The sequence below is a fragment of the Tessaracoccus coleopterorum genome, assembly GCF_011174705.1.
GTDB lineage: Bacteria > Actinomycetota > Actinomycetes > Propionibacteriales > Propionibacteriaceae > Arachnia > Arachnia coleopterorum.
The window spans coordinates 30,235-55,961 of record NZ_JAANIJ010000002.1 but is presented as its reverse complement, the minus strand read 5'-3'; the positions used below and the strand labels follow the sequence as shown (position 1 = coordinate 55,961).

Annotated in this window: 28 protein-coding genes and 5 pseudogenes; 23 read left to right on the top strand and 10 right to left on the bottom strand. The window is 63.6% G+C overall.

The window, feature by feature from the left end; genetic code table 11:
* Positions 1–35: 35 nt before the first annotated feature.
* Together G7085_RS36125 and G7085_RS22740 are read left to right on the top strand one after the other, a co-directional pair.
* Complete coding sequence (locus G7085_RS36125; protein WP_408647250.1) at positions 36–896, top strand: hypothetical protein; 861 nt, start codon at positions 36–38, stop codon at positions 894–896.
* Positions 826–1,388: pseudogene (locus G7085_RS22740) on the top strand (hypothetical protein). The gene G7085_RS36125 and the pseudogene G7085_RS22740 overlap by 71 nt, the downstream one beginning before the upstream one ends.
* A gap of 607 nt (positions 1,389–1,995) precedes the next feature.
* On the opposite strand, the gene G7085_RS36120 reads toward G7085_RS22740, so the two are convergent.
* Together G7085_RS36120 and G7085_RS22730 are read right to left on the bottom strand one after the other, a co-directional pair.
* On the bottom strand, positions 1,996–2,619 hold the full coding sequence (locus G7085_RS36120; protein ID WP_197513212.1) for a radical SAM protein: 624 nt from the start codon (positions 2,617–2,619) through the stop codon (positions 1,996–1,998).
* 20 nt (positions 2,620–2,639) lie between these two features.
* Positions 2,640–3,710, bottom strand: coding sequence for a radical SAM/SPASM domain-containing protein (locus G7085_RS22730; RefSeq protein ID WP_331716067.1), 1,071 nt, complete (start codon positions 3,708–3,710; stop codon positions 2,640–2,642).
* Between the two features lie 683 nt (positions 3,711–4,393).
* On the opposite strand from G7085_RS22730, the gene G7085_RS22725 reads away from it, so the two are divergent.
* Positions 4,394–4,573, top strand: coding sequence for a hypothetical protein (locus tag G7085_RS22725; protein ID WP_197513210.1), 180 nt, complete (start codon positions 4,394–4,396; stop codon positions 4,571–4,573).
* 191 nt (positions 4,574–4,764) lie between these two features.
* Here the strand turns inward: G7085_RS22725 and G7085_RS22720 are convergent, their stop codons facing one another.
* The 8 genes and pseudogenes from G7085_RS22720 to G7085_RS28810 all read right to left on the bottom strand — a co-directional run bounded on the left by G7085_RS22720 (position 4,765) and on the right by G7085_RS28810 (position 9,927).
* The gene (locus tag G7085_RS22720; protein WP_197513209.1) at positions 4,765–5,058 is read right to left on the bottom strand and encodes a transposase; all 294 of its coding nucleotides are present in this window, start codon (positions 5,056–5,058) and stop codon (positions 4,765–4,767) included.
* Positions 5,059–5,383: 325 nt separating this feature from the next.
* Positions 5,384–6,501, bottom strand: a pseudogene (locus G7085_RS22715) (type ISP restriction/modification enzyme); the annotation flags it as partial.
* 758 nt (positions 6,502–7,259) lie between these two features.
* Positions 7,260–7,544, bottom strand: coding sequence for a hypothetical protein (locus tag G7085_RS22710; RefSeq protein WP_197513285.1), 285 nt, complete (start codon positions 7,542–7,544; stop codon positions 7,260–7,262).
* Positions 7,520–7,994, bottom strand: a pseudogene (locus G7085_RS36115) (hypothetical protein). The gene G7085_RS22710 and the pseudogene G7085_RS36115 overlap by 25 nt, the downstream one beginning before the upstream one ends.
* A 430-nt stretch (positions 7,995–8,424) precedes the next feature.
* Positions 8,425–8,559: pseudogene (locus G7085_RS33575) on the bottom strand (hypothetical protein); the annotation flags it as partial.
* 170 nt (positions 8,560–8,729) lie between these two features.
* Positions 8,730–9,230, bottom strand: coding sequence for a DEAD/DEAH box helicase family protein (locus G7085_RS22690; protein WP_197513205.1), 501 nt, complete (start codon positions 9,228–9,230; stop codon positions 8,730–8,732).
* A gap of 41 nt (positions 9,231–9,271) precedes the next feature.
* Positions 9,272–9,499, bottom strand: coding sequence for a hypothetical protein (locus tag G7085_RS31660; protein WP_269452277.1), 228 nt, complete (start codon positions 9,497–9,499; stop codon positions 9,272–9,274).
* Positions 9,496–9,927, bottom strand: coding sequence for a restriction endonuclease (locus G7085_RS28810; RefSeq protein WP_331716061.1), 432 nt, complete (start codon positions 9,925–9,927; stop codon positions 9,496–9,498). Before G7085_RS28810 ends, G7085_RS31660 begins: the two co-directional genes overlap by 4 nt.
* 446 nt (positions 9,928–10,373) lie before the next feature.
* On the opposite strand from G7085_RS28810, the gene G7085_RS22680 reads away from it, so the two are divergent.
* The 20 genes and pseudogenes from G7085_RS22680 (at position 10,374) to G7085_RS22585 (ending at position 25,236) form a co-directional block, all read left to right on the top strand.
* Positions 10,374–11,012, top strand: a complete 639-nt coding sequence (locus G7085_RS22680) for a hypothetical protein (RefSeq protein ID WP_197513201.1) — start codon at positions 10,374–10,376, stop codon at positions 11,010–11,012.
* Positions 11,013–11,158: 146 nt separating this feature from the next.
* Positions 11,159–11,332 carry a hypothetical protein gene (locus G7085_RS22675; protein ID WP_197513199.1) on the top strand — a complete coding sequence of 58 codons (174 nt, stop codon included), beginning with the start codon at positions 11,159–11,161 and terminating at the stop codon, positions 11,330–11,332.
* 288 nt (positions 11,333–11,620) lie between these two features.
* Complete coding sequence (locus tag G7085_RS22670; RefSeq protein WP_197513197.1) at positions 11,621–12,058, top strand: conjugal transfer protein; 438 nt, start codon at positions 11,621–11,623, stop codon at positions 12,056–12,058.
* A gap of 20 nt (positions 12,059–12,078) precedes the next feature.
* Positions 12,079–12,357: a hypothetical protein gene (locus tag G7085_RS22665; RefSeq protein WP_231980846.1), complete on the top strand. Its 279-nt coding sequence runs from the start codon at positions 12,079–12,081 to the stop codon at positions 12,355–12,357.
* A gap of 13 nt (positions 12,358–12,370) precedes the next feature.
* Positions 12,371–12,607, top strand: a complete 237-nt coding sequence (locus G7085_RS22660; RefSeq protein WP_197513196.1) for a hypothetical protein — start codon at positions 12,371–12,373, stop codon at positions 12,605–12,607.
* 12 nt (positions 12,608–12,619) lie between these two features.
* Positions 12,620–13,090 (top strand): hypothetical protein, encoded by a 471-nt coding sequence (locus G7085_RS22655; RefSeq protein WP_197513194.1) that lies wholly within the window; start codon positions 12,620–12,622, stop codon positions 13,088–13,090.
* Between the two features lie 34 nt (positions 13,091–13,124).
* Positions 13,125–13,298: a hypothetical protein gene (locus G7085_RS22650; protein ID WP_197513192.1), complete on the top strand. Its 174-nt coding sequence runs from the start codon at positions 13,125–13,127 to the stop codon at positions 13,296–13,298.
* A 47-nt stretch (positions 13,299–13,345) separates the two neighbouring features.
* A complete protein-coding gene (locus G7085_RS22645) occupies positions 13,346–13,672 on the top strand; it encodes a hypothetical protein (RefSeq protein WP_197513190.1) in 327 nt (108 codons plus the stop codon).
* Entirely contained in the window at positions 13,669–14,496 is an 828-nt protein-coding gene (locus G7085_RS22640; RefSeq protein WP_197513188.1) for a hypothetical protein, read from the top strand. The genes G7085_RS22645 and G7085_RS22640 overlap by 4 nt, the downstream gene beginning before the upstream one ends.
* Before the next feature lie 230 nt (positions 14,497–14,726).
* Positions 14,727–15,620 carry an ATP-binding protein gene (locus tag G7085_RS22635; protein WP_197513186.1) on the top strand — a complete coding sequence of 298 codons (894 nt, stop codon included), beginning with the start codon at positions 14,727–14,729 and terminating at the stop codon, positions 15,618–15,620.
* 40 nt (positions 15,621–15,660) lie between these two features.
* Positions 15,661–16,938: a hypothetical protein gene (locus G7085_RS22630; RefSeq protein ID WP_197513184.1), complete on the top strand. Its 1,278-nt coding sequence runs from the start codon at positions 15,661–15,663 to the stop codon at positions 16,936–16,938.
* 735 nt (positions 16,939–17,673) lie between these two features.
* Positions 17,674–18,249, top strand: coding sequence for a hypothetical protein (locus G7085_RS22625; RefSeq protein WP_197513182.1), 576 nt, complete (start codon positions 17,674–17,676; stop codon positions 18,247–18,249).
* Between the two features lie 575 nt (positions 18,250–18,824).
* Positions 18,825–19,214: a M23 family metallopeptidase gene (locus G7085_RS22620; RefSeq protein ID WP_197513180.1), complete on the top strand. Its 390-nt coding sequence runs from the start codon at positions 18,825–18,827 to the stop codon at positions 19,212–19,214.
* Between the two features lie 280 nt (positions 19,215–19,494).
* Positions 19,495–19,686 (top strand): hypothetical protein, encoded by a 192-nt coding sequence (locus G7085_RS22615; RefSeq protein WP_197513178.1) that lies wholly within the window; start codon positions 19,495–19,497, stop codon positions 19,684–19,686.
* A 291-nt stretch (positions 19,687–19,977) separates the two neighbouring features.
* Positions 19,978–20,271 carry a hypothetical protein gene (locus G7085_RS22610; RefSeq protein ID WP_197513176.1) on the top strand — a complete coding sequence of 98 codons (294 nt, stop codon included), beginning with the start codon at positions 19,978–19,980 and terminating at the stop codon, positions 20,269–20,271.
* Positions 20,272–20,366: 95 nt separating this feature from the next.
* On the top strand, positions 20,367–21,665 hold the full coding sequence (locus tag G7085_RS22605; protein WP_231980845.1) for a hypothetical protein: 1,299 nt from the start codon (positions 20,367–20,369) through the stop codon (positions 21,663–21,665).
* A 653-nt stretch (positions 21,666–22,318) separates the two neighbouring features.
* On the top strand, positions 22,319–22,585 hold the full coding sequence (locus G7085_RS22600) for a hypothetical protein (RefSeq protein WP_197513172.1): 267 nt from the start codon (positions 22,319–22,321) through the stop codon (positions 22,583–22,585).
* A 73-nt stretch (positions 22,586–22,658) separates the two neighbouring features.
* Entirely contained in the window at positions 22,659–23,150 is a 492-nt protein-coding gene (locus G7085_RS22595; RefSeq protein ID WP_197513171.1) for a hypothetical protein, read from the top strand.
* A 545-nt stretch (positions 23,151–23,695) separates the two neighbouring features.
* Positions 23,696–23,926, top strand: a pseudogene (locus G7085_RS22590) (transposase); the annotation flags it as partial.
* Between the two features lie 992 nt (positions 23,927–24,918).
* Positions 24,919–25,236, top strand: coding sequence for a hypothetical protein (locus tag G7085_RS22585; RefSeq protein WP_197513169.1), 318 nt, complete (start codon positions 24,919–24,921; stop codon positions 25,234–25,236).
* Positions 25,237–25,727: the final 491 nt, after the last annotated feature.

The window sequence follows — 25,727 nt, the reverse complement described above, 5'->3', positions numbered from 1 at the left end:
TCAGCTCCAAGAGGACAGCAGCATATGGTGGTTCCATGTCTGTGGAATTTGTCGCTATGGGGGCCAAACGGGCGGGGCACCTCCTACTAGGTTGGCTTGGGCCGTCACGAGGCTTGGGCACACTTCAATCCGCCTTTCTGGGTGAACTCGCAGGGCCAGTGCATGACCTATTGTCTGTGGATACAGACATGAGTCGAGCTGGCGTCATGCGCCGCCTCGATGTTCCTGCTGGCCCCTGGTCTTCCGTGAGTGCGATCTCCCTGAATGGAGGCGCGTCCCGCGGAGACATATGGCGAGCGATGGAGAAGGCATTGGGGACCTGCACTGGACGAGTGATGGTGACCGTTGCAGCGACATTGCCCGAGGACCAAGGCCTCCTCGAGGCGGTCTATACATCTGCGCTCTTGGCCGCATCGGCGCAGTCCGAGGAGAATCTGGGCTCTGTGTCGTTCCAGGTTTTGGTGGCGGACAACGTGCGGGCCTCAGGCACGGAACAGCACGACATGCGCACGCTCGCGAGAGCAATTGGTCGCGCACGCCTGTGGACGGACGCCCCTGGGAATCGCCTTGGGCCCACCGCCTTTGTTGACATGCTGAGGCAAGAAGCTGAGGCGGCGGGGTTGCACGTGGAGTGCGTGGGTGGTGAAGAGTTGGTCGCTCGCGGTTATGGAGGTCTAAGCGCGGTCGCTGGGGCATCGAGCGAATCGGGATGGCTTGTGCGGCTTGACTATTGCCCGACTGGCGTCGATTCCCTGGCGCCGGCGCTCGCATTGGTGGGGAAGGGGTCACCTTCGACTCCGGGGGTTGTCGTTGAAGAGTGCATCGATGATGTCCTCAATGAGGCGAGACATAGCCGGCGCCGCAGCGGTGGCGGCTGTTATGTTCGCGCTCCGTGACCTTCGCCTAGGCATCCCCGTTAGAGCGTACTTGCCAGTCGTAGAGAACATGCCTGGGGCTCGGCATACAGGCCTGGGGACGTGCTGGATTTGTTCGGAGGCCGAACTGTCGAGATCGACACGACTGATGCTGAGGGACGTCTGATTCTTGCCGAAGCACTGGCTACTGCGTTCAAGGATGGGGCGCAGACAGTTGTTGAAGTCTCGACCCTTAGTGGTGCCGGAGCACTAGGCAGATACGTCTCGGGCGTCATGGGCGAGGAGCAACTTGTTGGGAGACTCGCCGCCGCTGCGGCTGAAGTGGGGGAGGGACTTTGGCCATTGCCGATACCGGTGGAGGTTCGCGAGGGGTTGCGGGCCACGGTCGCGAATCTTCATCAGGTTTTGCCAGGACAGGAATGGGATTCACCGATGATCCAGGGCGGTGCCTTCTTGTCGCACTTCGTGCCTGATGGGTGTCATGGGCCCACATCGACATCGGTGGACAGGTAGCCCGCCCAACCGGAGAGAGGATGGCGGCCACTGGGATGCCAGTACGTACGCTCCTGCAGTTCCTCAAAGGCGAGGAAGAGTTGCGCCGTTTTGGGCACGAGTGACGCCCTCGAGGCTATCGGTGCAATACGTAGCTGTTTGACCCTTGGGAACTACCAGTAGCCTACTCACTCACCTCGATCCAAGGTGACTCCGAACAGATGTACCGTGCCGGGCATGTGACGCAGCGCACTGGAAGGTCCATGGTAGTCCCATACTGCCGCAAGCGCGCGCTCATCTGCACCGCTCCATCGGTCTCGATGTGGCCGAGGGGGCTCCGCTGAGCCCCGCCATCCACCAGCACTGGCCGTCGTAGGAGACGTAGCAGTAATGCTTCTCCAAGTTTCGGCAGCGCCTACCAGCCGGTGTGCCCCGCACCGCGTCGATCAGGTACCCATAGACCAGCAGTTTACGCGGCATGAGCGCGAATTCCTTGAGAGCAAATCTCGCCTCGGACAGAGATGGAACGAGAGAGGTGTCTGGTTCACGGTCCAAGTTAGGAAGCATCTCACGTAGCCGCCACCTGCGTACGCCAGCCGCCGCCAGTCGATCCTCGGTGGCCTCGAGTCTACCGAGCAGCCGACGGTGAGTACCGAACTTGCAGTAACCGTGATTGAGGTTCCAAGGGCGCCCACGAGTCGTTCAGCCGCTTCAATCCGTGCTCGAGCGTAGTCCGACCCCGTAGGTAGCTGTCGGCATCGTCCAGTGGGTCGTTGATACTCACGTCGATCTCGATGAGGCCGCGTGGTACGAGACGCGCAACCAAATCTGGGTCTGCCAACAGTCCGTTCGTGTTGATCTTAGACTCGATACCATGGGTTGCGAGTACGTCGTAGAGTGCCTCAATATTCTTGTGAAGGAAGGGCTCGCCGCCGGTTATGGACACCCGCGTTAGCCCGCGTGAAACCAAATCGGAAATCATGCGAGAGAAGCGTTTTGTGTCCCACTCCTGGCGCAGAGTTCCACTTGTCGTGACTGACACGGGGCAGTGCTTACAAGTCAGATTGCACACGTTGGTGATCGCGATTCCAGCGTAGAAGATCGGTTCACCCTTCACCACGCGCAGCCGAGCATTTCCTGGTAAGCGGTGTTGTGCGCTCTGCGGGCGCGGGCGGGGCTCATTCAGCGTCACTACGCTAGACGAGGCGAAGGAGTACAGGCGGTCTTCGTCGGTCACGTACACATGTTCCATGTGCGGCTCCTTCAGTCTCTTCAGCGGGTCGGTCGCGCTGCGATGGATCCGCAGAGCGACCGAGCGACGGGAAGGTACAAGCGTTCAGTGTGTAGGCGGCACGCACCTGGGTCTGGGCCGTCGAGGCCAGACCCGTCCCCTAATGCACCCACTCGGCAACCAGTGCCGCAGAACGATAGTAGGTTGCAGGATGAGCAGACGCCATTGGCTGAGGCGACATCAGAGATTGTGCGGGTCTTGAACGGTGCATAAGCCTCGTAGACATGGGCTAGGCCGTCCCGCAGCAGATTGCCGACAACAAACTCTCCCTCAGACAGGTCCTGGCACCATGACACGTCGGCGTTGGGCCAAATAGGGAAGGTCCGGCACGGACACACTGGGTCGTCTGGAGAGTAGGAGTCGAGGAAGTATAGGGTGTCGTCAAGGTACTTCAGTACATGCCCTGCCTCCAGTTCGAAAGGCATGCCCTGGCTGGCCCAGCGCCCCACAACCTCGGACAATAGGTCAATCGTGTATTCATCGGTAAGTGAGTCGCTTTCACGGTGGTCGATCCACGCCCCACCGTTGAACGGCGAATCCAACCGCCATCGCTCGAAGCCGTGACTTCCCACCACCTGGTGGAGCCGCTCAAGGCTATGCGTGTCCACGCCCGAGTGCAACATTGTGTTGATGAAGACCTGTTGGCCGAGTTTCTGAAGTCTGTCCGCTCCCTCTAACGCGGCACGGAAGGAGCCAGGACCGCGCAATTGATCGTGAGCCACTTCATCGCCGTCGAGGCTTACGTACCAACGCACTCGGCCGACGGCATCGATGATCTCATGCAGCGTACGATCACGGCGGCGAAGAAGAGTAGCGTTGGTGAACACACTCCCGATCGTGGCGCCCGCGGTCGTCAGCTCGCGTACTAAGTCCCCGAGATCACTCACCATGAATGGTTCGCCACCTGTCAGGTCGACAGGTTTGCCCATGGACGCCACGAGCGAGACCAGCCTGGATCGATCGACGGGAGCCAGACGGGATCCGGCGGGTGACCCGTCGATGTAGCAGTGTCGGCAGCGTAGATTGCACTTCAGGGTGACGTACAGGGCCACTCGCTGGACAAGAGGGTACTTGTCTTTCTCAAGCGCTTCTGCCCTCGCAGCCACGGGAGGGGCATCGGGTTCAGCCCCCGTTGTTTGAATTGATCGTAGGCTTGTGCGAAACGCTGACCGATCCGACTGACGCGAGAACGCCCGCGGTGTGGAGTTCGGAAAGCACAGCTTCGAGGTCGCTGCGCAACTCCTCCTCAGTGGCGGGAATGGTCAGCACAGCAGAGTCAGGGTCTGGAAGGAGTGGCGTTCGTGAATGCTGGAAGTCCATGGTTTCCTCCGGTGTGATGGTCCTGAGGGCAGATTATCAGGCAGCACTTCGTCGCGGTACCGCCCCACCGTTGCCTTGGTAGCACCCCGGAATTGGGGGCTCCTCTGACTTGAGCGTGGGTTTGATGCGTAGACCGCCGCCGATGAGGAGCATGCGGAGGCGGTACTTTGTCGGGTTCGCGGAACCCTCTGGCGATACGTCGGGCGAGTTCGATCAGGCCGTTGACCTGGAGTATTCACAGGGCGGGGTCAGAGGTGCACGTTTGGACGCGGAAAGGTGCTCTGACCTGGGAGAATACGAGTTGCTAAGGCTTGTAGTCGTCCAAGGATCGGAGCACCTCGTGGTGAAGCGTACCGCTGCTGGTGTGGTTCGGGGATCGGGCGTGCGGGATGCCGCGCTGGGATGGTCGAAACGGTTGAAGATCGGCACGGGCGGGCAGGGCCTGGTCGCTCATGCCGGGGTGGTGCTGCCTCGGCTGATGGCGAACCGGGTCGGGCTGACCGCGGGGCTGCGGGAGGTGGTTGGCCGACGCGATCTTCCATGCTGTCCGGTGCGACATCGCCTCACCGGCGTGGCGGGCCTCGTCGGCGAGTAGCCGGTGCCCGAACTCGGGGTCATCGCGGTGGGCGTCGAATAATGTGTTGGCCTCGCCGCGGACGGGATCCCCGTCACGGTGACGTGCCGGGTCCTGAAGCTCGCCCGCCAGCCCTACTACCGCTGGCTGAACACCCCGATCAGCAACGCCGACATCACAGCGGCATACCGGCTCTGTCACGAGCGGGTACATCATTTTCCCGGCAGGTTCGCCTGCGCGAGGTAGGCGGCGGCTTTCCGCAGGACCTCGTTTTCCTGCTCCAGCAGGCGGTTGCGTTTGCGGAGCTCGCGCAGTTCCGCAAGCTCAGAGCTGGTCCCGCCGGGACGGGTCCCGGAGTCGAACTCGGCTGCTTTGAGCCAGTTCTGCAGGCAGGTCTCGCTGATCCCGAAGTCGGTAGCGATCTGCCGGATCGTGACGCCGTCGTCGCGTTGACGGGCCACCCGCACGAGATCGTCGCGGAACTCACGCGGATAGGGCTTGGGCATGATGACATCCTTCTCTATTGGTACCACTTGGCACTACAAGTCAGTTGTCACTTATCCGTGCAGCAGTCCCCCTGTCTCCATGTTCGCCCTCGGTGCCCTGCGGCAGGAGGTGGGGAATCGGGAAGAGGCCGAACGCTGGCACAACCGAGCAGCAGAGGCCAACCACATCAAGAGTGTGCGTGCACTGGTCCACCTTCTAGAGCAGGCCGGGCGCTACGACGAGGCTCAGGTTTGGAGAGACCGCCTCAGCGAGCTGGAGGGTGATGGACGCCCATCACTTGCGCAAAGTGGTGGGCCGTCCCTGTCTGAACGGGTCAAGGGATACTTAGTCCAATGGGAGTTGAGGTAGGGCCGTAACGATCCTCACGGTCTCGACGGAGACTGTCACCACGCGCTTGATCAGGTCGACGATGTACCGCGGATCTCCCTGTTCACGGGGCCAGGCGTTGGGGTCGTTGACGATCCCAGAGGGCTTGTCGGGCTTGATGTAGTAGCGGTCGATGATCCATTCCAGGGCTGAGCGGGAGCCGAGCTGGTAGGTGTGGGCGTCGTCGGGGATGCCTCGCAGTGTGATGTGTGGGTTGTAGATGAGGGTGGACTTGTCGGTCTTCGAGGCGAACCTCATCTTCTTGTCCGTGACGGCAAACAGTTCGTACTCGTCCAGGCCGGCGGCCGGTGCCACCAGTTCCTCGAGCGGGTAGGGCTCGACCGTCTCATAGTTGATGTGCAGGTCCATGAGCTGCTGGCCGGCGGAGGCGAAGGCGTAGAAGTCGTCGGTGGTGGCGGCGAGCGGGATGCGGGGCAGCATCTTCTTCAGGTCGGCTTCGAAGCGTTCCCTGTACTGCGGGGAGTGGAGGACGCCGTAGACATAAGTGAAGATGTCGTTCTTGGTGACCTTGGGCCCGAAGGCTTCGCGGTACTGCAGCAGGGCGGTGTCAGTGATGTTGTCGATCCGGCGGTAGCCGTCGATCAGGTCGTCTTGTTCACCGCCGAAGAGCATGCCGGAGTCCTCCGCACGCTTTGCACCGGGCTCGTAGGTCCAGCGTGGGAAGAACTGCGATGTTATGACGAAGGTGGCACAATCCACGAGTTCACTTGAGGCCAAGACAGAGAAGTGGGCCTGCGAATGAGGACTGATAACTTGGAATCCGAAATTTTGTGTTACAGACGTGGGGAAGTACTGACGGTTCTTCCCGGGGCGGTGGTTGAAAACATCATCGAAGTAGAGCGCCTGCTTGGTAAATGGCCGGTAGAGGCTGGGACGGGCGCACCCGTGAAGGAATGCTGCTCGCCTCGTAGTGCCCGTGGTTTGAGACTGCTTGACCACTTGATCTGACGTGGGTCGTCAAGCAGGTCGGCTTCCGTGGTGAAGCGCTTGGCGGCTTGGGAGTTGTAGGTGTCGATCATGCGGCGCATGTTGCTCTCGACGGCGGTTGTGTCGAAGTTGTAGCACCAGGCATCGCGCGTCGTCTCCACCCCACGTCCGTGGGTGGTGAAGATCTCGCTGACCGGGGTGAACTGGGTGAAGGTGTCGTCGCGTTGGTTCAGCCAGTCGCCGTGGTTGTTGGGTTGCAGTTCGGTCCAGGGGTCGTCGTGGAGGGTGGCGGTGGTGAGGATGTTGAGTTTGGTGGTGCGGTCGAGGTAGTCGCCGATGTCGCGGTAGTGGATGGTGGCGGGGCCTGTGTGGGCCGGGTCTTTGATGCCGAGGGTGATGGCTACGGTGTTGCGGCTGCCGGAGTCGAAGATCTTGCCGCCTTCCTTGCGGGAGAGCTCTCCGGCTGTCCGCTGGTTTCCGCGGAGGTTGAAGATCCAGATGTGGCTGAACTCTTCTTGCAGGGTGAGGCGCATGCCGTCGGCGGTGTTGCCGTCGAGCCAGCCGCCGTTGGAGACGTAGGCCATGATTCCGCGTTGGCCGAGGCGGTCGGTGGCCCAGCGGTGGGCGCGGATGTAGGAGTCGTAGAGGCTGTTCTTGTTGGTTGCGGTGGAGCGGGCGGCGTAGGTGTCGCGGATGCTGGTGTCGAGGGTGGGGTAGCCCAGGTTGGCGTTGTTGTCGTTGGCGCTGGTCTGTCCGACGGAGTAGGGCGGGTTACCGATGATGACTGTGATGTCGGTGGCGAGCTGTTTGGTGATGCGTTCGTTGTTGGCGGGTAGCAGGCTGGTGTCTGACCGGTCGCCGTGCTCGCTGATCTGGAAGGTGTCGGTCAGCGTTGCGCCGGGGAACGGGATGTAGCTGCTGGTGCCGGTGACGGATTCGTAGGTGGCTTCGATGTTGACGCAGGCGATGTAGTAGGCCAGCAGCATGATCTCGTTACACAGCAGTTCGGAGGTGTATTTCCGGGCCAGGTCCTCGGGCGGATGATGCCTGATTCGAGGAGCCGGACGATGTAGGTGCCGGTGCCGGTGAACGGGTCGAGGATGGTGACGCCTTCGTCGGTGAGTCCCTGGTCGAAGTGGGCGCGGCTCAGTTCGTCGGCGGCGCGCAGCATGAAGTCGACGACCTCGACGGGGTGTAGACGATGCCGAGGGCTTCGGCTTGTTTGGGGAAGGCGTTCTTGAAGAACTTCTCGTACAGGTCGTGGATGACGGTCTGCCGGCCGGCGGCGTCGGTGACCTGGGCGGCGCGGGTCCGGACGGAGTCGTAGAACCGGACGAGGTGTTCGGTCTCGCTCTCGAGGCCTTGGCCTTCGAGGACGTCGAGCATGGCCTGCATGCCGATGGAGACGGGTTGGAGGCGGCGAACCCGGACCCGCCGAACAGGGCGTCGAAGACGGGTGCGGTGATCAGGTGCTGCGACAGCATGGAGATGGCGTCGTCGCGGGTGATGGAGTCGTTGAGGTTGGCGCGTAGCCCGCCAGGAACGCGTCGAACGTGTCGGTGACGTCTTTGCTGGAGTTGGCGAGGATCGTTTTGATGCGGGCGATCTGGGCGCCGGACATGGTGGCGACGTCGGCGGCCCACCGGTCCCAGTATTCGCGGGTGCCGACCCGGTCGACGATGCGGGAGTAGATCGCGTCGCGCCACTGCTCGAGCTGGAACAGTGGGAGCTGCACGGCCTTCGGATCGGAGGTGGTGCCGTCGCTGGAGGGGTGGTCGGGGGTGTCGATGATGAACCGGCCCGAGGGTCCTTGCCTGCGTTGAGGTTGATGGACTGGATGACCGCCTCGAAGCGGTCGTCGTGGGCGCGCAGCGCGTTGAGGACGTCCCAGACGACCTTGAAGCGCTTGTTGTCACGCAGCGCGTCGGCGGGGTCGACACCGACCGGGACCGCGACGGGAAGGATGATGTAGCCGTATTCCTTGCCGGGGCCTTGCGCATAACGCGGCCCACGGACTGGACCACGTCGACGGCCGAGTTCCGGGGTGAGAGGAACATCACCGCGTCGAGTGCGGGAACGTCGACGCCCTCGGACAGGCAGCGGGCGTTGGTCAGGATGCGGCAGTGCCGCTCCGGGACCGGGGCCTTCAACCAGGCCAGTTCCTCCGCGCGCACCAGCGCGTTCATCGTGCCGTCGACGTGATGTGCTTCGCAGTTCAGCTGTGCGGTTGCGTCCGCACCGCCGGTCGCTTCGACGACCAACTCGAACGCCTCAGCCACACGCTTCGAGCTCTTGATGTTCTCCAGGAACGCCACGGCGCGGCGCATGGGTGCGGCGTCGGGTGGGAACGCGGGGCTCAGGTCCCCTCCGTGGGTGCGCTTGGCGAGGGTGTTCCAGCAGCCCAGGATCTTCGCCGCGTCGTCGAGGGGATCTCGACGTTATCGTCGGCCATCATCGACTGCACCGGCGCTGCCATCTGTTCCTCGGTGACGACGAGCACCATCACCTTGTAGTCGGTCAGCAGTTCCTGTTCGACGGCCTCACCGAACCCGAGGCGGTGGAACACCGGGCCGAACGTGGCAAGGTCGTCCATCGACGTCAGCATCGCCGAGTGATCCTCAGCCTTCGCCACCACCGCATCGCCGAACATCCGCGGGGTCGCGGTCATGTAGAGCCGCTTGGTTCCCTTGAGGAACGTGTTGTCGTGGACGCGGACGAACGCTGACTCGTCTTCGCCTGCGAGGGTCACTCCGGTGGTGCGGTGGGCCTCGTCGCACAGGATCAGGTCGAACTCCGGTGCGCCGAGCTTCTGGGCCTGGGCGACGACGTCGATCGACTGGTAGGTGGAGAACACCACCGAGAGTCCCTGGGCGCGTTTGGCTGTCGCCAGTCGGTCCTTCAGCTCCGCTGGGTCCGTGGTGGCTGGCAGGGGATGTCGTGGGGTGAGATGTCCTCTGCGGCTCTGGATGCCTTCGTATCGGAGCAGACGACGAAAGCACGGAGATCGGTCTGACTCTGTGCGGTCCACTCACGCAGCGTCTGCGCAACGAGCTGGATCGACGGGGCGAGGAACAGCACGCGCAATGAGCCGCCGGCCTCCACGGCCATCTGCTCGGCGAGCTTCAGCGAGGTGAAGGTCTTGCCAGTGCCACACGCCGAGATCCACTGCCCCGCGTGCCTTGGGTGAAGCCGTCGCGGATGGCTGCGATTGCCTGGTCCTGATGGGGCCGGGTCGTGAACTTCGCTGCCCGGGAGAGATTTACCTCCAGCGGGTGTTTCGGGTCGGCGAAGGCCCAGTCGATGGGCGACTCGGCGATGTCGGCCAGTCCGATCCGCTGCACTGGGATGGTCTGATCCTCGAGCGCGGACTCTGCATGGGTGGACCACTTGTCGGTGGTCGAGATGATGATGCGGTTCGTGAAGGCGACCCCGTCCCACTTCTTCCCGGAAGCGGTGAAGAACGAGTCGATGTCCTCCTTGGCCAGGTACTGGTGCGGTGCGTAGAACTTGCACTGGATCGCGGTCCATTCACCCGATTCACGGTCCTGGGCCACCAGATCGATGCCGACGTCTGGTGACGTGCCGCGATGCTGCCAGTCACCCAGCGCGAGACCTTGGTGTAGCGGGCCGCCAGCGTCGGATCCAGGCGGAAGTAGTCGACCATCAACTCTTCGAACTTCGTACCACGCTCCGACTGCGAACCCGCAGCATCAAACGTCGCCATGATCTCGCCCACCGTGGCCATGCCACTCCTCCTACCACGCAGCCCTACAGCAAGAACCCGGTCACAGGCCCCACTCTCGTGCCGAGGTTATCGGTCAGGCTGCCGGGCCTGCGGTAGCCCAGTGAAATGAACAGGGTCCGGTCTCCCCTTGCAGCGTCAGCTCCTCCAAAAGATGGGCGGTTTACGCGTGCTCATGAGCCTTGCCAGGTTGGGCAAGGCTTTGGGCAAGGGGGCTGAGTTGAGTGGCTGGTGCCAACTCAACTGAAAGGGGCTGCCGTGCAGGTTTTCCGCTCCCACGACACCGTTCCCGCCTCCATCACCTCGCCAGCGCTGCGGTCGCTGGCGCAGGAGTGGGTGACGATCAACGCTACCGCTGAGCACCACCGTCAAGTCGCCCAGCTGGGGATCCCCGGCTGTAGCCGTCCGGGTGACGTGCTTGACCTGATCGACGCTGCCGACGATGTGGCCGCCAACGATCTGCTGTACCGGCTGGTCATGCACGACAGCTATCTGTCGTCTCGGATGGCCCTCCAGGCGGTCATGCCGCGAGTGCTCAAGGTGGCCCGCGGCCGCGCCACGTTCGACGGCCACTTCGAAGATCATCTGCAAGCGCTCATCTGCGAGGTGTGGGAGGCCATTGCCACCTATCCGGAACACCGCACCAACCATGTTGCTCTCAACCTCACCCGGACCAGGGCACTCGACCGCACCGGCGATTCCCTGTGCACACCAGTGGCTGACTTCTTCGACTCGGTCATAGGAACTGAAACCGACGACACCCCGGGACGTGAACTGGGCTGGGTCCTCCATGCAGGTCTGGACTCGGGTGCGGTGTCTGAGGCAGATGTCGAACTGCTCCTCGAGGTCTACGTCCAGGGTACAGCGCGACTGAAGCAGCAGCGCGGCGAAACATGACCTCTGCCGCTGTCCGTAAACGCTGCGAACGGACCCGCACACGCCTAGCCGCGGCGGGGCCTGAAGAAAGTTCCCGTAACCCTGTCACAGGAGGGCCTCAAGAACGTGCCTTCTATCTGTGAGGTGAAGGAGGAGAAGAAGTGGACATGAGAGGCATCGACCGGGCCACCCGCTATCGAGTAGGGGAGTTGGCCTCGAGCCCGCTCGACATCGCGTTGGCCGAGGAGATACGAGCCGTCCTCATCGCTGCTCGCCGCACCACCTCAACCAAGTCCGGCGGGACCGGCCGGTCCCGCCGGACGACCCGAAAGGAGGGCTAGAGGCATGAAGCTTCTCAACAAGCGCCACACCTCGGCCGCCCGGGACGTTGATGCCGAGCCGGTGAGGATCAGCGCCGCCAATTGGACGCGTGGGCAGCAGCTGACCACCACGGCAGCCCGCGTGGTGCTGTGGGCCTTGTCGCCTGTGCCCCGCTCGGCCTAGTGGTCGGTGCTGTTGCGTACACGGCATCTGCCCGTACCCTCCCTCCAGTGGTGTCGGCTGGTCCTACGGAAGCAGCCGGAAGGATCGAAGCAACCGGGATCGCCGAGCTCGTTGTCGTGGATTGGTTGAGCGCCACCCGGGACACTGAAGCTCAGGCTGAAGGAATCGCACCCAAGGCGGATCTCCCATCGAAGGCGCTCGACGTGTCTAACGCCAGTGCCGTCTCTTCCGAGTTCGACGGGTCGGCGTGGGTGGTCACCGTTGGCGTCACCGTCACCAGCATCCTGCCGGTTGATGATGGAACCAAGCCTCAGGCGCTCACGCAGCGCCGCTACTTCCAGATCCCGGTCGCCGTCGATGAGAGTGGCCAGGCCACTGTGCTGGCTCTGCCTGCAGAGGTGGCTGGTCCCAGCGTGGCCGCTGTGCCGGAGCCTGGCTACCGCGCAACCCTTCCAGCGACACATCCGGCTGCTGTCGCGGTGGGAGAGTTCCTGACCGCGCTACTGGCCGGCGGGGAGATATCACCCGCTACACCTCACCCGGCTCCCAGATCAGGGCCGTGAACCCAGCTCCGTACAGCCAAGTGGTCATCGAGCAGGTCACCACGGACACCGTTCCGGCCGAGGAACCCATCGAAGGCGACACCACCACCGTGGTGGTTCGCGCACGCGCCACCGACCCCACTGAAGCGACAACCCGGTTCGACTACGTCCTGCAGTTGACGGTTCGAGCATCCCGCTGGGAGATCACCCACATCAAGGGCACCCCACCCACCCCACAGAAGCAGGACAGCCCTGCGGCTGCCGCGCCGGCTGACACTGCCACCACTACCCACCCTAGAAAACCAACCCAATCTGAGTGAAAGGACTCGACCCATGAACCTTCTGGAAGGCGTCTTCGACTTTGTCAACGGTCTGGCCGCTGAACTTAAGAGCACCATCTCCGTCGTCGTCGTTGCCCTGGCCATCGTCTTCATCGTGGTCAACGCGATCGCATCGAAGCTGTCGGTGGCCAAGATCATCGGTGCGCTGGTCACGGCCGGCATCCTAATTGCTGGTGTGCTGGGTATCGACGTCGTCGCGAGCATGTTCACCACCGAACTCCAAAAGTGACCTGCGATGGCGTTGAAGTGGTACACGAGGGCACGCAAGTTCCCTCAACTGATCGGCAGGACACCTGACGGAACCCGAATCCCTGGCGGCCCCTACACCTACACCCAGGTTGCCGCTGGGGTGGGAACCGCGATCGTTATGGCGCAGACCACCTGGTTGTGGGCTCACGGCAGCCTGCTGCTCAACGCCACCATCTACATCGGCGCCGTCATCGGAGCAGTGATCGCCACAGGGAAGCTGCCCCCCGGGATGCGAAATCCACTGGTGCTGGCCACTGGCGCCCTGAACCTGCTCAAGCCCGGCTACCGAATCGGCGGCGCAGCCATCCCTCATCCCAAACCCACCACAGCAACCACCCTGGGCCGATCACAGTGTTCGAAGCCTCCCAGACTGGCCCTGACGATACCCAGCCCGCCGGCGACGATGGGCAGAGCGACGGCGTGGAGGTGCTCGAACTTCAACCCCGACAGGTACCAGAGCTGACCGGAGTGCAGCGCCTGCTACTAGGAAAACCATCATGAAGATCCCCACCGTCGCCCTCTACGAAAACCTGCGGTTCACCACCTCGGGCCAGGTATGGGCCGATTTCCTCCTCACCGGCGTCAACTACGGGCTGCGGGCCCCGATGAGAAGGAACGAGTCAGACTGCTTCACCAAGCACTACTCCGGGCGCTGCCTGGGGAGTCGCTAATGCTGGGACTATGTTCAACGCTGGACCCGCACCAGGTCGTCGAACGGATGCTTGACGGCCTCGATACCAACCAGTGCCCCGACTGGCTGGCCGAATGCGAAGCCACACTGGGCACCATCGAGCAGCTGCGCCCTGGCTACCGGATCTTCTGGCTATCAGTTCCACTGTCCACCGCCGGCACAGCCATCTCCTCGACCCTCACCGCAGCACGCACCAGCCTCGAAATCGCACTTGGCCTGCCAGCGGCTAAACCGTCGACGACGCAACTCAAGGCTGCGCAGATGAAAGCCAGGCAGGTGGCCGAATCAATCCCAGCACCTTTCCACCCCACCCGGCCACACCGGCACAGATGGTATGGCTGCACCAGCACATGATCGACCGCGGCCTCTATCTTGATGCCCTGCTCCCTGAACAGGGCCCGATCAACCTGCCCAAGCGCCGCTCCGCTTTGCTGGCGCCGCTGCTCGATGAAGGTGGCCGTACCGACGACGAGAAGAAGACCCCATTCAACCCACTCAAACGCCGCTACTTGAAGGTCCAGTCCCCAGCCCCGGGGATGAGGACGCGGCCGCCTACCAGTCGATGCTTGTCGTGGCTGACGTCCCTGACGGGAACTGCCGTTCCCGGGCGGGAGATCCTGGGGCGTCTCGACGAATGCGGACTGGCTGTCGACTGGGCCATGCGCCTGACCGTGCGGTCCTCAGCCGAAGTGCTGCGCTCCAACCAACGAGCACTCGAAACACTGAACGAACAGTTCAACCAACGCGAGGGAGAACTCTCCCACGGAGTCTCGGCGCTCGACCGTCACGCTGAAGACCTGTCCGAGTATGCAGCCGTCATGGAGGCCAACAAACTCGAGGTCGAATGCCAGGCCACGTTCATCCTCAGCGTGGCCGCCGCAGCTCCCGATGAGGTTCGCTCCCAAGCCAAGGCCCTCGCGGGCTGGTTCAGCGAAGCCGGATACAAACTGGCCCAGCCCGTTGGCTACCAGCAAGAACTGTGGTGGCAATGCCACCCAGGGGTCCCCAACTCACCCTTGAGCCGTGAGTACGCCCAGCTCGCCACCTCCGAAGCGCTATCTGCACTGGTGCCGCTGTCGACCGCCCTCGTCGGAGACAACGCCGGGACCCTACTGGCCATCAACATCAACAACGGCCCGATGCTCGACGAGAACACCCCTGCGGGTCCTCGCCGCTGATCTTCCACAACCCCGACGGAGCCACCGACCGCAACGTTTCCGGCTCAACCGCCTATATCGGCGACCTCGGATCTGGAAAGAGCTTCGCGCTGAAGAAGGAGGCTGGCGCCATCCTCGACCGCGGCGGCCGCATCATCGTTACCGACCGCACCAACATGGGGAGTGGGCGGTGTGGGCCGAGGCATTGACCGATCCGCGCATCGTCGACGTCTCCCAGCCAGCCTGGTCGCTTGACCCCTGCGGATCTTCGACCCGGCCACCGGATCGCGTGTGGCTCAGTCGTTCCTCACCCTCTACTAGACATCGCCCCGACCTCAGAACAAGGCGTCCTGCTGTCGGAGGTTCTCGAGGTCGACTACCTCACCCAACACTCGATCACCGGATTCGGAACCCTGGTCGACCACCTAGCAACCGCATGCAGCATCGCTGGGGCCAAGGAACTGGCACGTCTCATCCGCGTGTTCAGCCGCAAAGACCTGGGCCGCGTAGTCTTCGACGACTCGCTGCCTGCCCTCGACCTCGACCATCCCGCAATCGTCGTGCGCACCCATCAGCTGTCGCTGCCGAAACGCTCTGAGCTGGATCACGAGCACCTCTTCAGGCAGATGGGCATCGAGAAGCTGTTTGGACGGGCAGTCTTCGCGCTGATCACCTCAATCGCCAAGCACGAGTGCTTCCGAGACCGTGACCAACTGGCTGCGTTCGTCGTCGACGAAGCCCATGCGGTGACCAGCTCCACCGAAGGCACCAACGAACTGGTCGACTTCATCCGTGACGGCCGCAAGCACCGTGCCGTGGTCTACCTCGGCTCCCACGACCCCGACGAGGATTTCCCCTCCGAAACGATGAGAGGCCTGATCCCGTTCCGCGTCCTGATGCGCCACAAGGACAAGAAGCTGGCCCAGAACGGGTTGCGCTGGCTCGACCTAGACCACACAGACCCTGCCCTCATCGACCTCATCACCAAGGACACCTCCCCACAGGTCGGCGACGAAGTTCCCGTCCATCGCCGCGGCGAATGCCTCATCCGGGACGCCTCCGGAGCCATCGGCCGTGCCCGGATCCTGCCGCCGGCATTGGCCAGCCGCGACCAGGCAGGACGCACCGGGGCAGGAAGGACGTAGCCGCGTGAGCCTCACACCTCGACGACCTCGCTGGGTGAGGATGCTGATCCGCACCCTGATAGGTGCTGTCGTCCTGGTGGTGTTCGGCAACGTCGTGTTCGCCACCGCCGACGACGCCACGACGATGGGACAAACGATCCCCACCCTGTCGTGGATCCAGCTCACCGACGTCAAGGGAATTGGGCTGTGGAACTATGAGTTGGCCATCAACTTCAAGTCCGACATCTTCGAACCGGGCACCGCGATCTCGGCAATGTTCACCGAGTTCCTCTGGCGCGGCTACCTGGGCTGCACCGCGGTGGCGATCTGGTTCCTCGACTGGGTGCTGTCCTTCGACTGGCTCACCATGCTCACCGGCCCACTGATCGCCATCGGCGACGCGCTGCGCGACGTGATCGCGAGATTCGGGCTCGCGCCGATGTTCCTGATGATCGCTGGCCTGGCGGGTGGAATCTTCATCATGCGCGGCAAGACCGCCCGCGGCGTCTATGAGATCATCGTGGGCTGCCTGATCGTGGCGTTATCAGCCACCGCATTGAGCAACCCCATTCAGATGGTGGCCGGGCCCGGCGGCTGGATCTACCAGGCCCGGGACCACACCTTGGAGCTCGTCGCAGCAATGGGCGACCAAGCGCACACCGATCAGAATGCGATCACATCGGAACTGATAACCACGTTCGTGCGGCAGCCCGTACAGCTGATCTCCTTCGGCCAAATCCTCGACGGCACTGCCTGCGAAGCGGCCTACGACGACTCCATCCGTCAAGGCCCATATGGCTACACCGACGACGTGCGTAACGCAGTCAAGAGCTGCAACGACGCCGCCGGCGAGTACGCCAACACTCCCAACGGCGGCATGGTGTCCTCGGCCTTCATCCAAGCCCCGGCCGGTCTGATCGTGCTGCTGATCGCGATCATGATCGGCGGCACCGTGATGCTTGCGCTGGTCTCAACCGTCCTGGCCTCGCTGAAGGCGATCATCAACCTAGTCCTCGCCGTACTGCCTGGTGGAGCACGGCGTCCACTGGCCCACGCCTTCGCGGAGATGTTCATCGGGATCGCCGTATTCGTTTTCGCCATATTCTTCCTAGGCGTCTACCTGATGGTGATCCAAACTGTATTCCAAGCAAACGAGGGGCAGCCCTCCAAAGCCTTCGCCATCGTGATCATCGTCATGGTTCTGGGGCTGATCGCGTTCCTGCGCTACCGCAAAGGCCTCAAAGCCGCCACCAGCCGGCTCACAGACTGGATGGGGTCGCGTCCCGGCGCCGCCGCCCGCGCCCGTTGGCCCCTGCAGGGCAAGGAGCCCACTGGATGAAGGCCGCCGGCGTCTACGGAGCCGGGAAGGTACTAGCCTCGCCCCAAGGCCGCGCCGCCCTCAAGAACACAGCCATGGTGGGTGCCGCCGCACTGACCGGTAACCCGCGTTGGCTGGGCGGGTGGTACTCAACAACGCCGCCATGAAGCGGGCCAAGGGGCCCTGGCGGGCCGCGCCGCGACAGCAGCCAAACCTTCAGCCACCTCAGACGGCCACCTAGCTTTCAGCGGTCGAGCCGCCCCCGCACCTGGCCCGCCGCAGCCTCCTCTGCTCCAACGACCACCTCGACTAGCCGTGCCCGCAGCCACCCAACCGATGACGAGGTCATCGAAGGCGTGATCGTCGACTCCACTGAAGGTCCCCAGCCGACACCGCACCGACTGCCGATGCGACGCGTCATCGCACTGTCCCCGCCGCCGTCACGACCCCTCACCGTGCGACCCACCCGCCCGCGGCCCCGCTGCCACCTGGCTCGACACACACACCGAGACTCACCCGCCCGACGGCGGCAACGAAGAACCCGGCGAGCGGCCCGCCTCACATCGCCCGCCGCCCCAGCATGAGCCTCCGCCACGTACACCGGTCAACCCCGCCATGACAAAGACTGCCGCCGCTGCAGTTCCCGGGCGTTGCGCAGTCGACCCACGCAGCGCCGAGCACGATGAAGAAGTGGATCGCCCTGGCCGTCATCGTGACGCTCATGGGGGCACAGTACCGATGGCCGCCGTTATGGCGATGGTCACTGCGATCAGCGGAGCGCAACAGCATGTCTCGTCCAGCAACGCCTCGCTGTGCTCAGCCAGCTGGCAGGACAGCGGGCTCTCGGAGCAAAACCTCACGGCAGGACAGCTCAACGCAGCAGCCACCATCTACGCAGCGGCCACCGAAACAGGAGCCGGCCCAGAAGGTGCAGTAGTGGGAATCGCCACCGCCGCACAAGAATCAAACCTCGGTGCCGACCCGCGCACCCTCACACCTAACAGCGACGGCGACGTTGGACTATTCCAACAGCGCAGCCTGGTCGGCTGGTACGCCAATGGGGCCACCCAAGAAGCCAACATCGCCACTCTCAACGACCACGCCTACGCAGCCAGAACCTTCTTCCTCGGCAACACCACCCTCGCGGGCTATCACATCCCTGGCCTGACCGACATCGACGGCTGGCGCACGATGTCAGTGACCGCCGCTGCTCAAGCCGTGCAACGCTCGGCATTCCCCGATGCCTACGCCAAGCATGAAGCCTTCGCCCGTGCCTTGGTGCAGCGACTCAGCGGCGGGCAGCAGGACAGATCCTGTGCTCCGGCGCGGTAGGTAGCACTCTCGACTGTCCAGCAACCGGAATGAGCACGGAAGCAGGACTCACCCCGACGCGCTACGGGGCCTGCGCTGCATCAAGTACAACTGGCCCCAGATCACCGTCATCGGCGGGCTCCGCAACGACCCGGGCTCAGACCACCACGTCGGCAACGCTATCGACGCGATGGTCCCCGACTACAGATCCGCTGCCGGCATCGAACTGGGTACCCAGATTGCCGAATGGGCCAAGGCCAACGCGGAGGGTCTCGGCGTGACCTACATCATCTGGCGTAAGCAAATCTGGAGCATGCAGCGGGCCTCCGAAGGATGGCGCACCTGCGGGGTGAACGCCTCGTGTTACTCCGGCGTGGACCCCTCTGCCGCACACCTCGACCACGTCCACATCTCGTTCCTCGGCGCCATGGGCACAGGCGTCCCGGCCAACCCAACCGCCCTGTGGACTCCGCCGGGGTATCCCTGCCCGTCGACAGAGGTAGCTTCCGCATCACAGCCCGCTACAACCAAGCTGGATCTGCCTGGTCCTCCGGATACCACACAGGCTTGGACTTCGCCGCCGCAGAAGGCACCCCGTGCGCTCCATCACCGACGGCACCGTCACTAACGCCTCATGGCACTCTGCCTACGGCAACCTCACCCAGATCACCAACGACGACGGCACCGTCTTCTACTACGCCCACCAAGCAACGCGCACCATCCGCAATGGCCAACGAGTTACCGCCGGCCAGCAGATCGGCACAGTCGGTAACACCGGCAACTCCTACGGCGCCCACCTCCACCTCGAAGTCCGCGTTGCCGGGCGCACCGTCGACCCGCAACCTGGCTCGCCACACGAGGAATCACCCATGAAGAACATCAAGACCGCCGTCATCATCATGACCCTCATCATCGCTGCAGGGATCCTCCTCGGAGGCAACAAGCAACCGACGCCCACCCCTAGCCCACGACAACCGCACAAGTGAACCCCGCCCCGGCCGGTGCAACCGAGTCGCAGCCAGGAACCGCCGCCCCGCCCGCGAAGGGAGCCCGAAGAACCACATGAACCCACCGTCGCGACCCCCAATACGAAGGTGGTGAACAGCTCGACTGGACCGTGCCAGCAGCAGATCGTCAGCTCGCGATCGACACTGCCACGCAGTTCGTCGCAGCCTGGCTGCTACCTGACCCACAGCTGCGCACCCAGGCACTTGTGCCGGTTGCAGCTCAGGCGCTCATCGATGACCTGGCACACCCACTAAAGACATGGGACGCTACCGCACTCCGCTCCCGGACATCGTCGAGCTAGCCTCTACCAACGCAATGCTGCGCCAGGAGTTCAGCGATGGCCGGACAGTTGACATCCTCCTGATCGCTGAACCCGGCACCATCACCGGCTGGCTCGTCACCGACATTGCCCCACCCCGCCCCAGCCATGAACCACGCTACGGGTTGTAGCTAGCACGCAACACCTGAGCCTAGAGTGGACACCATGACAGAGACAGTCGAGCACGACGGCGTGGGATGGCGACTGACAGTTGCCCCGACCAGCACGGGCGGCGAGCTGGTGTTGACCATCGAGCAGCTACACACGGATGAGTGGCTGCCCACCCAACGCTGGGCCGAACCCGCACCGGAACCTCGGCACCGAAAGCAGGCCATCACCGAATCCGCCCGAGCCCACGGCTGGATCACCCCGACCGAACGGTGGCCCGTACCCGGAAAGATGGCATCCAGGTCCTCGAGGACATGTTCCCCTACGACTGGGAACGAATAGTCAAAGATGCCACCGCGCTGCGGGAAAGCGCCCTCACCTACGCCTCCCAAGTCGACCGCAGCTGGCGCCTGGCGATCAACGCTGCCAACACCACCGGAGGCCTGAAGGTCCACGAACTGGCCGAGATCTCCGGCCGCGGCCGCCACGCCATCTACCGGATGCGCACCGACGACCTGTCAGCAGATGACACCGCGCTTCTCACCGAGATCCGCCGCGGCAGGGACCCCAGTGAACCAGCGCCCAACGCCAGTGCGTCCACCCGATGAGGCCATCATCTGGCTTGACCTCAACACCGGCCAAGGACTCGACCCGCCGGCCAAGCCATCTCCCGATCATCGGCGGACGCAGGAAGAATCCGACGTTGTTTGATCTCCTCGAGACTGCCCGCTACGCCCGAGCTACCCGCCTCATGCTGTGTGGCACTGTCCCAACCGGATACGCCTGGCTGCTACCAACCGAAACCCAGATCGCCAAGGGCATCGACCCAACACCCGGTTGGACCGATGTCGGCCATTACCTTGGCGACCCGCCCCGTGGCCGGTTCCTGCACACAGAGACCCAACACCGCATCACCGTGACCACCACAGCCGAATGGTTTGGAGACCGGGTCCTGGCCCCGATCGAGGCCGAGTTCGCCTACAAAACCGTCGCACGAGTCGTCGCCCACGCCATCGACCGACCTGACTGGGGCCTCATGCGCAGCCCCTCAGCAACCGGCCTCAACGTGTGGAAACAACGCTTCGACGGGGTCCGTGAGTTCCTCATGGAGCCCATCGATCCCGACATCGGCCACCTCATCCAAGCCACCGAACCACAACACCGGTTTGAGCACTACGTGGCCGGGCCCGGTATGTGCGGCTGCGGCGACTGCGTCCCTCTGGTATCCGCTAGCGAACTGCCCGGCTTTGCCTACGCAGACGGCCGGTTCATGTATCACGGTGTGTGCCGCGGACTGCGTGGCTCAGCGCCAGCCACCATGCTCACCGCCGGCCAAGCCCAGGAACTGTGGGCCCGCGACCCATACCACCCAGCCCGCTACAAGATCCGCTACCGGATCTCCGACTGGTGGGACCACATCGGACTGTTCCCCATCAAGCTCGAAGGGGCTGGCCGTGGCTGGCACTGGCCTAACAAGCCCGGCTTCGTCGGAGAGACCTGGATCAACTCCACCGAACTGCGCACAGCCAGCCTCGAAAGCGACTGGCAAATCGAGATCCTTGAAGGGATCGCGTTCACCAAGAAATCCAACGCCATCGAACCCTTCGCCACTGCCACCGGCAAGATGCTCGAGGCCCTTGACCATGGGCTCCAGCGCGGCGCCATCGGCCCGGGAGCCCATTCAGCGGCCGCCTCGGCGATCAAGCACATGTTCCGCGTCACCGTCGGCTCGTTCTCGCGCCGCAGCCGAACCACCACCAGGTTCGCCACTACCTTCGAGAAGGTCTCCGACGCCGCCGTGGGCCGCGTCCAGCCCTCACCCAATGGTGGTTTCGTCTACCAGGTGCCATCGAAGTCACGCCCTGACGACGCCGAGACATGGCACCCGAGATCGCGGCGCTGGTGTGGGGAGCCGCCCGCGCGCGTGTCCTACGGGACAACCGCCCCACCAAGGCCAAGTCCGCCATCTACGGCGCCCTGCAGGTCGAGCCTTCAGAGTTGATCGGAATCCAGGGCGACGCCATCTACACCACGCGGATCCAGCCCTGGACCCTCCCGAATCACGGGGAGGAGCCGACGACGGCGCTAACGGCCGCATCAGGATCAAGGGCTACCTCCCGGCCCGCTCCCAGCTCCGCAGACGGTGGATGTGCGCCAGCAACTATCCAACCAAGCCGAGATAGCAGGCTGGGAGTAGCCCATGTCAACATCAAAAGACCTCATCCTCGAGCTCCAAACCCAAGGATTCTCCAACGCTGAGATTGGCCGCCGCCTCGGTCGTGACAGCTCCCTGATCGGCCAGATCGCCAACGGCCGCAAACCCGGCAACAACCTCAACCAGGCCCTCACCGAACTGGCCACCCGCGGCGAGGTCAAGACCCGCCCTTCCGTCGCACCTCATCCGACGGCACCCTGGCGAAGGTCCGAGCCACCAAGGGCCAGGAATCGGTGGTGCCAGCCGCTCCGCCCGGGCAGCGGATCCGCACAGTCACCAAGTCGACCGCCCAACCGCCGGCACTGCCCAAAAGGAAGCCGACCGGGACACGTAACCAGCTCTCCCACCAGGAGAACCGGCTGCCTAATGGGCGTGAGCTGCACCGAGTCACCGTCCCTAAGACCGACCGAGCCAACAACCGCTCCGCCGGCGGCAAGATCATGGCCGACGTCGTCGCCCGGGCCGCAGCAACCGGGAAACGGATCTCCGGCACGGTGTGGGCTGAAGTTCGCCGCAAGGACGGCAGCCGAGACAGGATCCCTGTCCAGCTCGGCGGGCACGGTGGCTACGCGGCCCAGTCGATCCATGATGCCCTGCAATCCAACCCGGAAACCGCGTTTGAATGGCTTGATGGGCAGATCCAAGGCCGCTACCCAGAGTTCGAAGGTGGGTTCATTGTCGTCGGGTTCGACGTCGATGTCTGGTGATCCCACACCACCGGCGCCATGCCCCGGGACCGACCCCTACAACCTCTTCACCGCTTTACTCTTGGCCTGGTGGGTGACGCGCGAGTATCTCCAGAAGCCATCCATCAACGGTTTGGTGATCGTCACTGCGCTCATGACCATGATCGCCGCGTGGCCACTGGGCGCGGGCGCGGCAACCCTTCTGGCGTGTACCGGCCTTGCGGCGTTCTACCTCTGCGTCGGCGCAGGCGTTGCCGCCGTACACCTGCTCGCCGTGCGGCGCTGGGCACGTGTGAGCTGGGTGGCTGGCTATTTCACGCCTGACGCCTCGCAGCTGGTGCATCCAGAGCGCGGTGCCTGGGTGCTCAGCGAGCACCACGCTCGACATCGTGGCCGTGGGCTCGGCGCTTCCCTGCGCGCTGTCGTGTGGCCACATCTGATGTCGGAGGCAGACCAGGCCGGTGTTGCTATCCGAATGGACACGAGAGTTCCTGCGCTGGCCGAGCAGTATGTGAGGGAGATGCCAGGGCTAGCAATCGTCGGGACTCGCCGGGGAGTGACACACCTCGCGCGTCAACCTTCCTAGAGCCGGCCCCCGGCGCCGACAGCGACACACCCAGACACTGACCTGGACACGGAAGCCCTCAACGTCGACAACGGAGCGGGAGGCTGGAGGGGTAACCTGGCTCTTCCCAATCGAGAGTGGGACGGTGCTGCGTGGGCGGGTAGACATGGGAGCCTTCTCGCTGAGAGGACGTGAGTGCCTAATCCACTCCTGCTCAACGTTCGCTCGGGTCGACGTCCTCGGGCTGGAGGTCGAAGTGCAGCAGAAAATGTGGCCCTCTGCGCGATCAAGCTGATCCATTGCCTGACCCAGGTCATGTTCATGGACTCTCATTCACGGTGCCAGAGGCCGTTACTATCCAGACATGAGGCACCGACACGACGGGTTCACAGCTGAGTTCGATAGCGGCGTGTGCACGCGATGCGACGAGCCGATCCAGGCGGGAGAGCAAATCGAGCAAACCCGAGGGGTAGGATCTCACGTTACGCCCACGTCGAGCCCTGTCCGGGAGCCGCACCGATCCAGTGCAGCATATGCGGAGACAACTGGTACCAGTGCGACTGCCCTTGACGAAGGAAGCCGGCTCTAAGGGGCTCGAGGAGCTCGCGCAGCTCGGCCGCACACGTCACAAGCGTCGCGATGATGTCCTGGCGTTCTTCGACCATCCCGGGACCTCGCACGGTCCTACCGAAGCTGTGAACGGCAGGCTGGAACATCTCCGCGGCATCGCGTTGGGGTTCAGGAACCTGGCCAACTACCGGCTCCGATCACTCCTCGAGGCCGGTGGGTTCGGACCCCAACCTCCACTCATCTGTGAGGAGCCGGTAACCCTGCCTCTGGCCTTGTCGCGCTTGTCAGCGGCGGGACGCGCCCCAAGCGGACAGCTCGCTCAACACTGGGACGGACGGTTCCCTAGACTGATATGGGACCTAAAGATGGAGGATGGACGTGGAGATCGCCGGGTACGGCGTGGCCGCGTGGGGATTTGTCTTCTTCTTGGTGACCTTCCCGGCGACCGCGGTGTGGTTGCTCCTACTAGCTGTGAGGTGGCTCCTCGGAGGAGGCGAGTTGGACGGCAACCACTGGCTCCGGGGCCGTTGGGGATACATCTTGGCCTACGTCATCACGCTCATCGGTGGTTATGCCGTATACGCCAACCAGGTGTGCGGCGGGCCAGCAGGGGAGACTTCTGCTTCTAGCCCATGCGGGCAATCCAGGCGCGCGACGTATCGCGAGGTTCCCCGCGCGCCTCATCCTCGAGCCGGACGATCTTCGCCGCCCGGGACTCCACCCTCCCAGCGTTGTGACACCGCGCCGGTTGTCGTCCCACGCGCTCTCACGCGCTACACCAAGCCAGCGTGCATCTAAACTTGGGATCAATCATCCGAGGTGGTCTAACCAGCCCCAAACTGAGGGAAACCAATGGACCTTCACCAACTTCGCAGCCTGCCAGCCGACCACATCGATCTACTGCTGACCGCAGCGATTGAGTTCGGCGTTATCTCTACCCAGCCAGGTACCCCTCGCCCCAGCAGGTGCTCACAGCAGTGGCGCAGCGCCTGGGCACTGGGCTGTTCCTGAGGAACCAGATCGTTGACCCTGCCGGCTACCGGTTCAGACCCGTAGCGGGACCACTCGACGTGCGTGATGTGCTCAAAGCCTGCCATGCGGCGCAGTTCGCCTATCGCGATACCAGGCTCTGGGCCGGATCAGCCGAGCAGCGGATCCTCGACGGCGTCGCGAAGGCAGCGGCCATGCGGATGCCTGGATACGAGTTGTCGCCATGGGTTTGGCAAAGACCGGTGGAGGAAGCGATCGGATACGCTCCGCCCGCTGGCTGGAAGCCCGAGGATCTGGGGGCATTGAGTGGCTCGACAGCGTCGACGACTTCACCGCCAGATGGGACGGGGCGAGGATCGTGGTGCTGACTGCACCAGCCCTCGAAGATCTGCCGGCGTTACCAACTAGGCCCAGAGTTTTCGTGCTCGTCGGCCATGACGAGGCTGCGGCTGTGATCGCTGAGGTGGATAGGCATCGGATCGTGGTGGAGAGCATCCTGGTGTTGCCTCAGGCAGCTGCGTGGCTACGAGAGCAGCTTCTGGTCTAGCATGTGAGGCGGCCGAAAGGCCCCAACGTCCTCGGGACTACCACGGCAGGGATGTCGTCGGCCGATGGCGTGTGGCGGGCGCGCGAAGGGTTGGTCCCGGAACGCGCCCCACCGGGGACCACGTGGTGACAACTGGTGGATATGCTGCGTCAAGGGGCGCCACCGTGGCGGACCCCACCGGTGTGCAGCCGCGGGAACTGGAAGTTCGGTCACGAGTACCGCAGCGAATCTCTCGGTGTTGTTGACCCGAGGGAGAGCAGCGTGCGCGACGGATCCTGGTACTTCCCAGCCAACGTCTCAACGACAGAGGACTTCATCGAGTTCTGGACTGAAGTCCCATCCCGGACGAGGCGCTGGTGAGGTTCTACAGCGAGCACCAAGCCAACCGAACTGACCATTATCCGATCAACCGCTGCCGGCCATGGGAATGCGCGATCACGTGGAGACCGACAAGCCCGACCAGGAGATCGCAGTGTCGGCAGTAGGCGTGG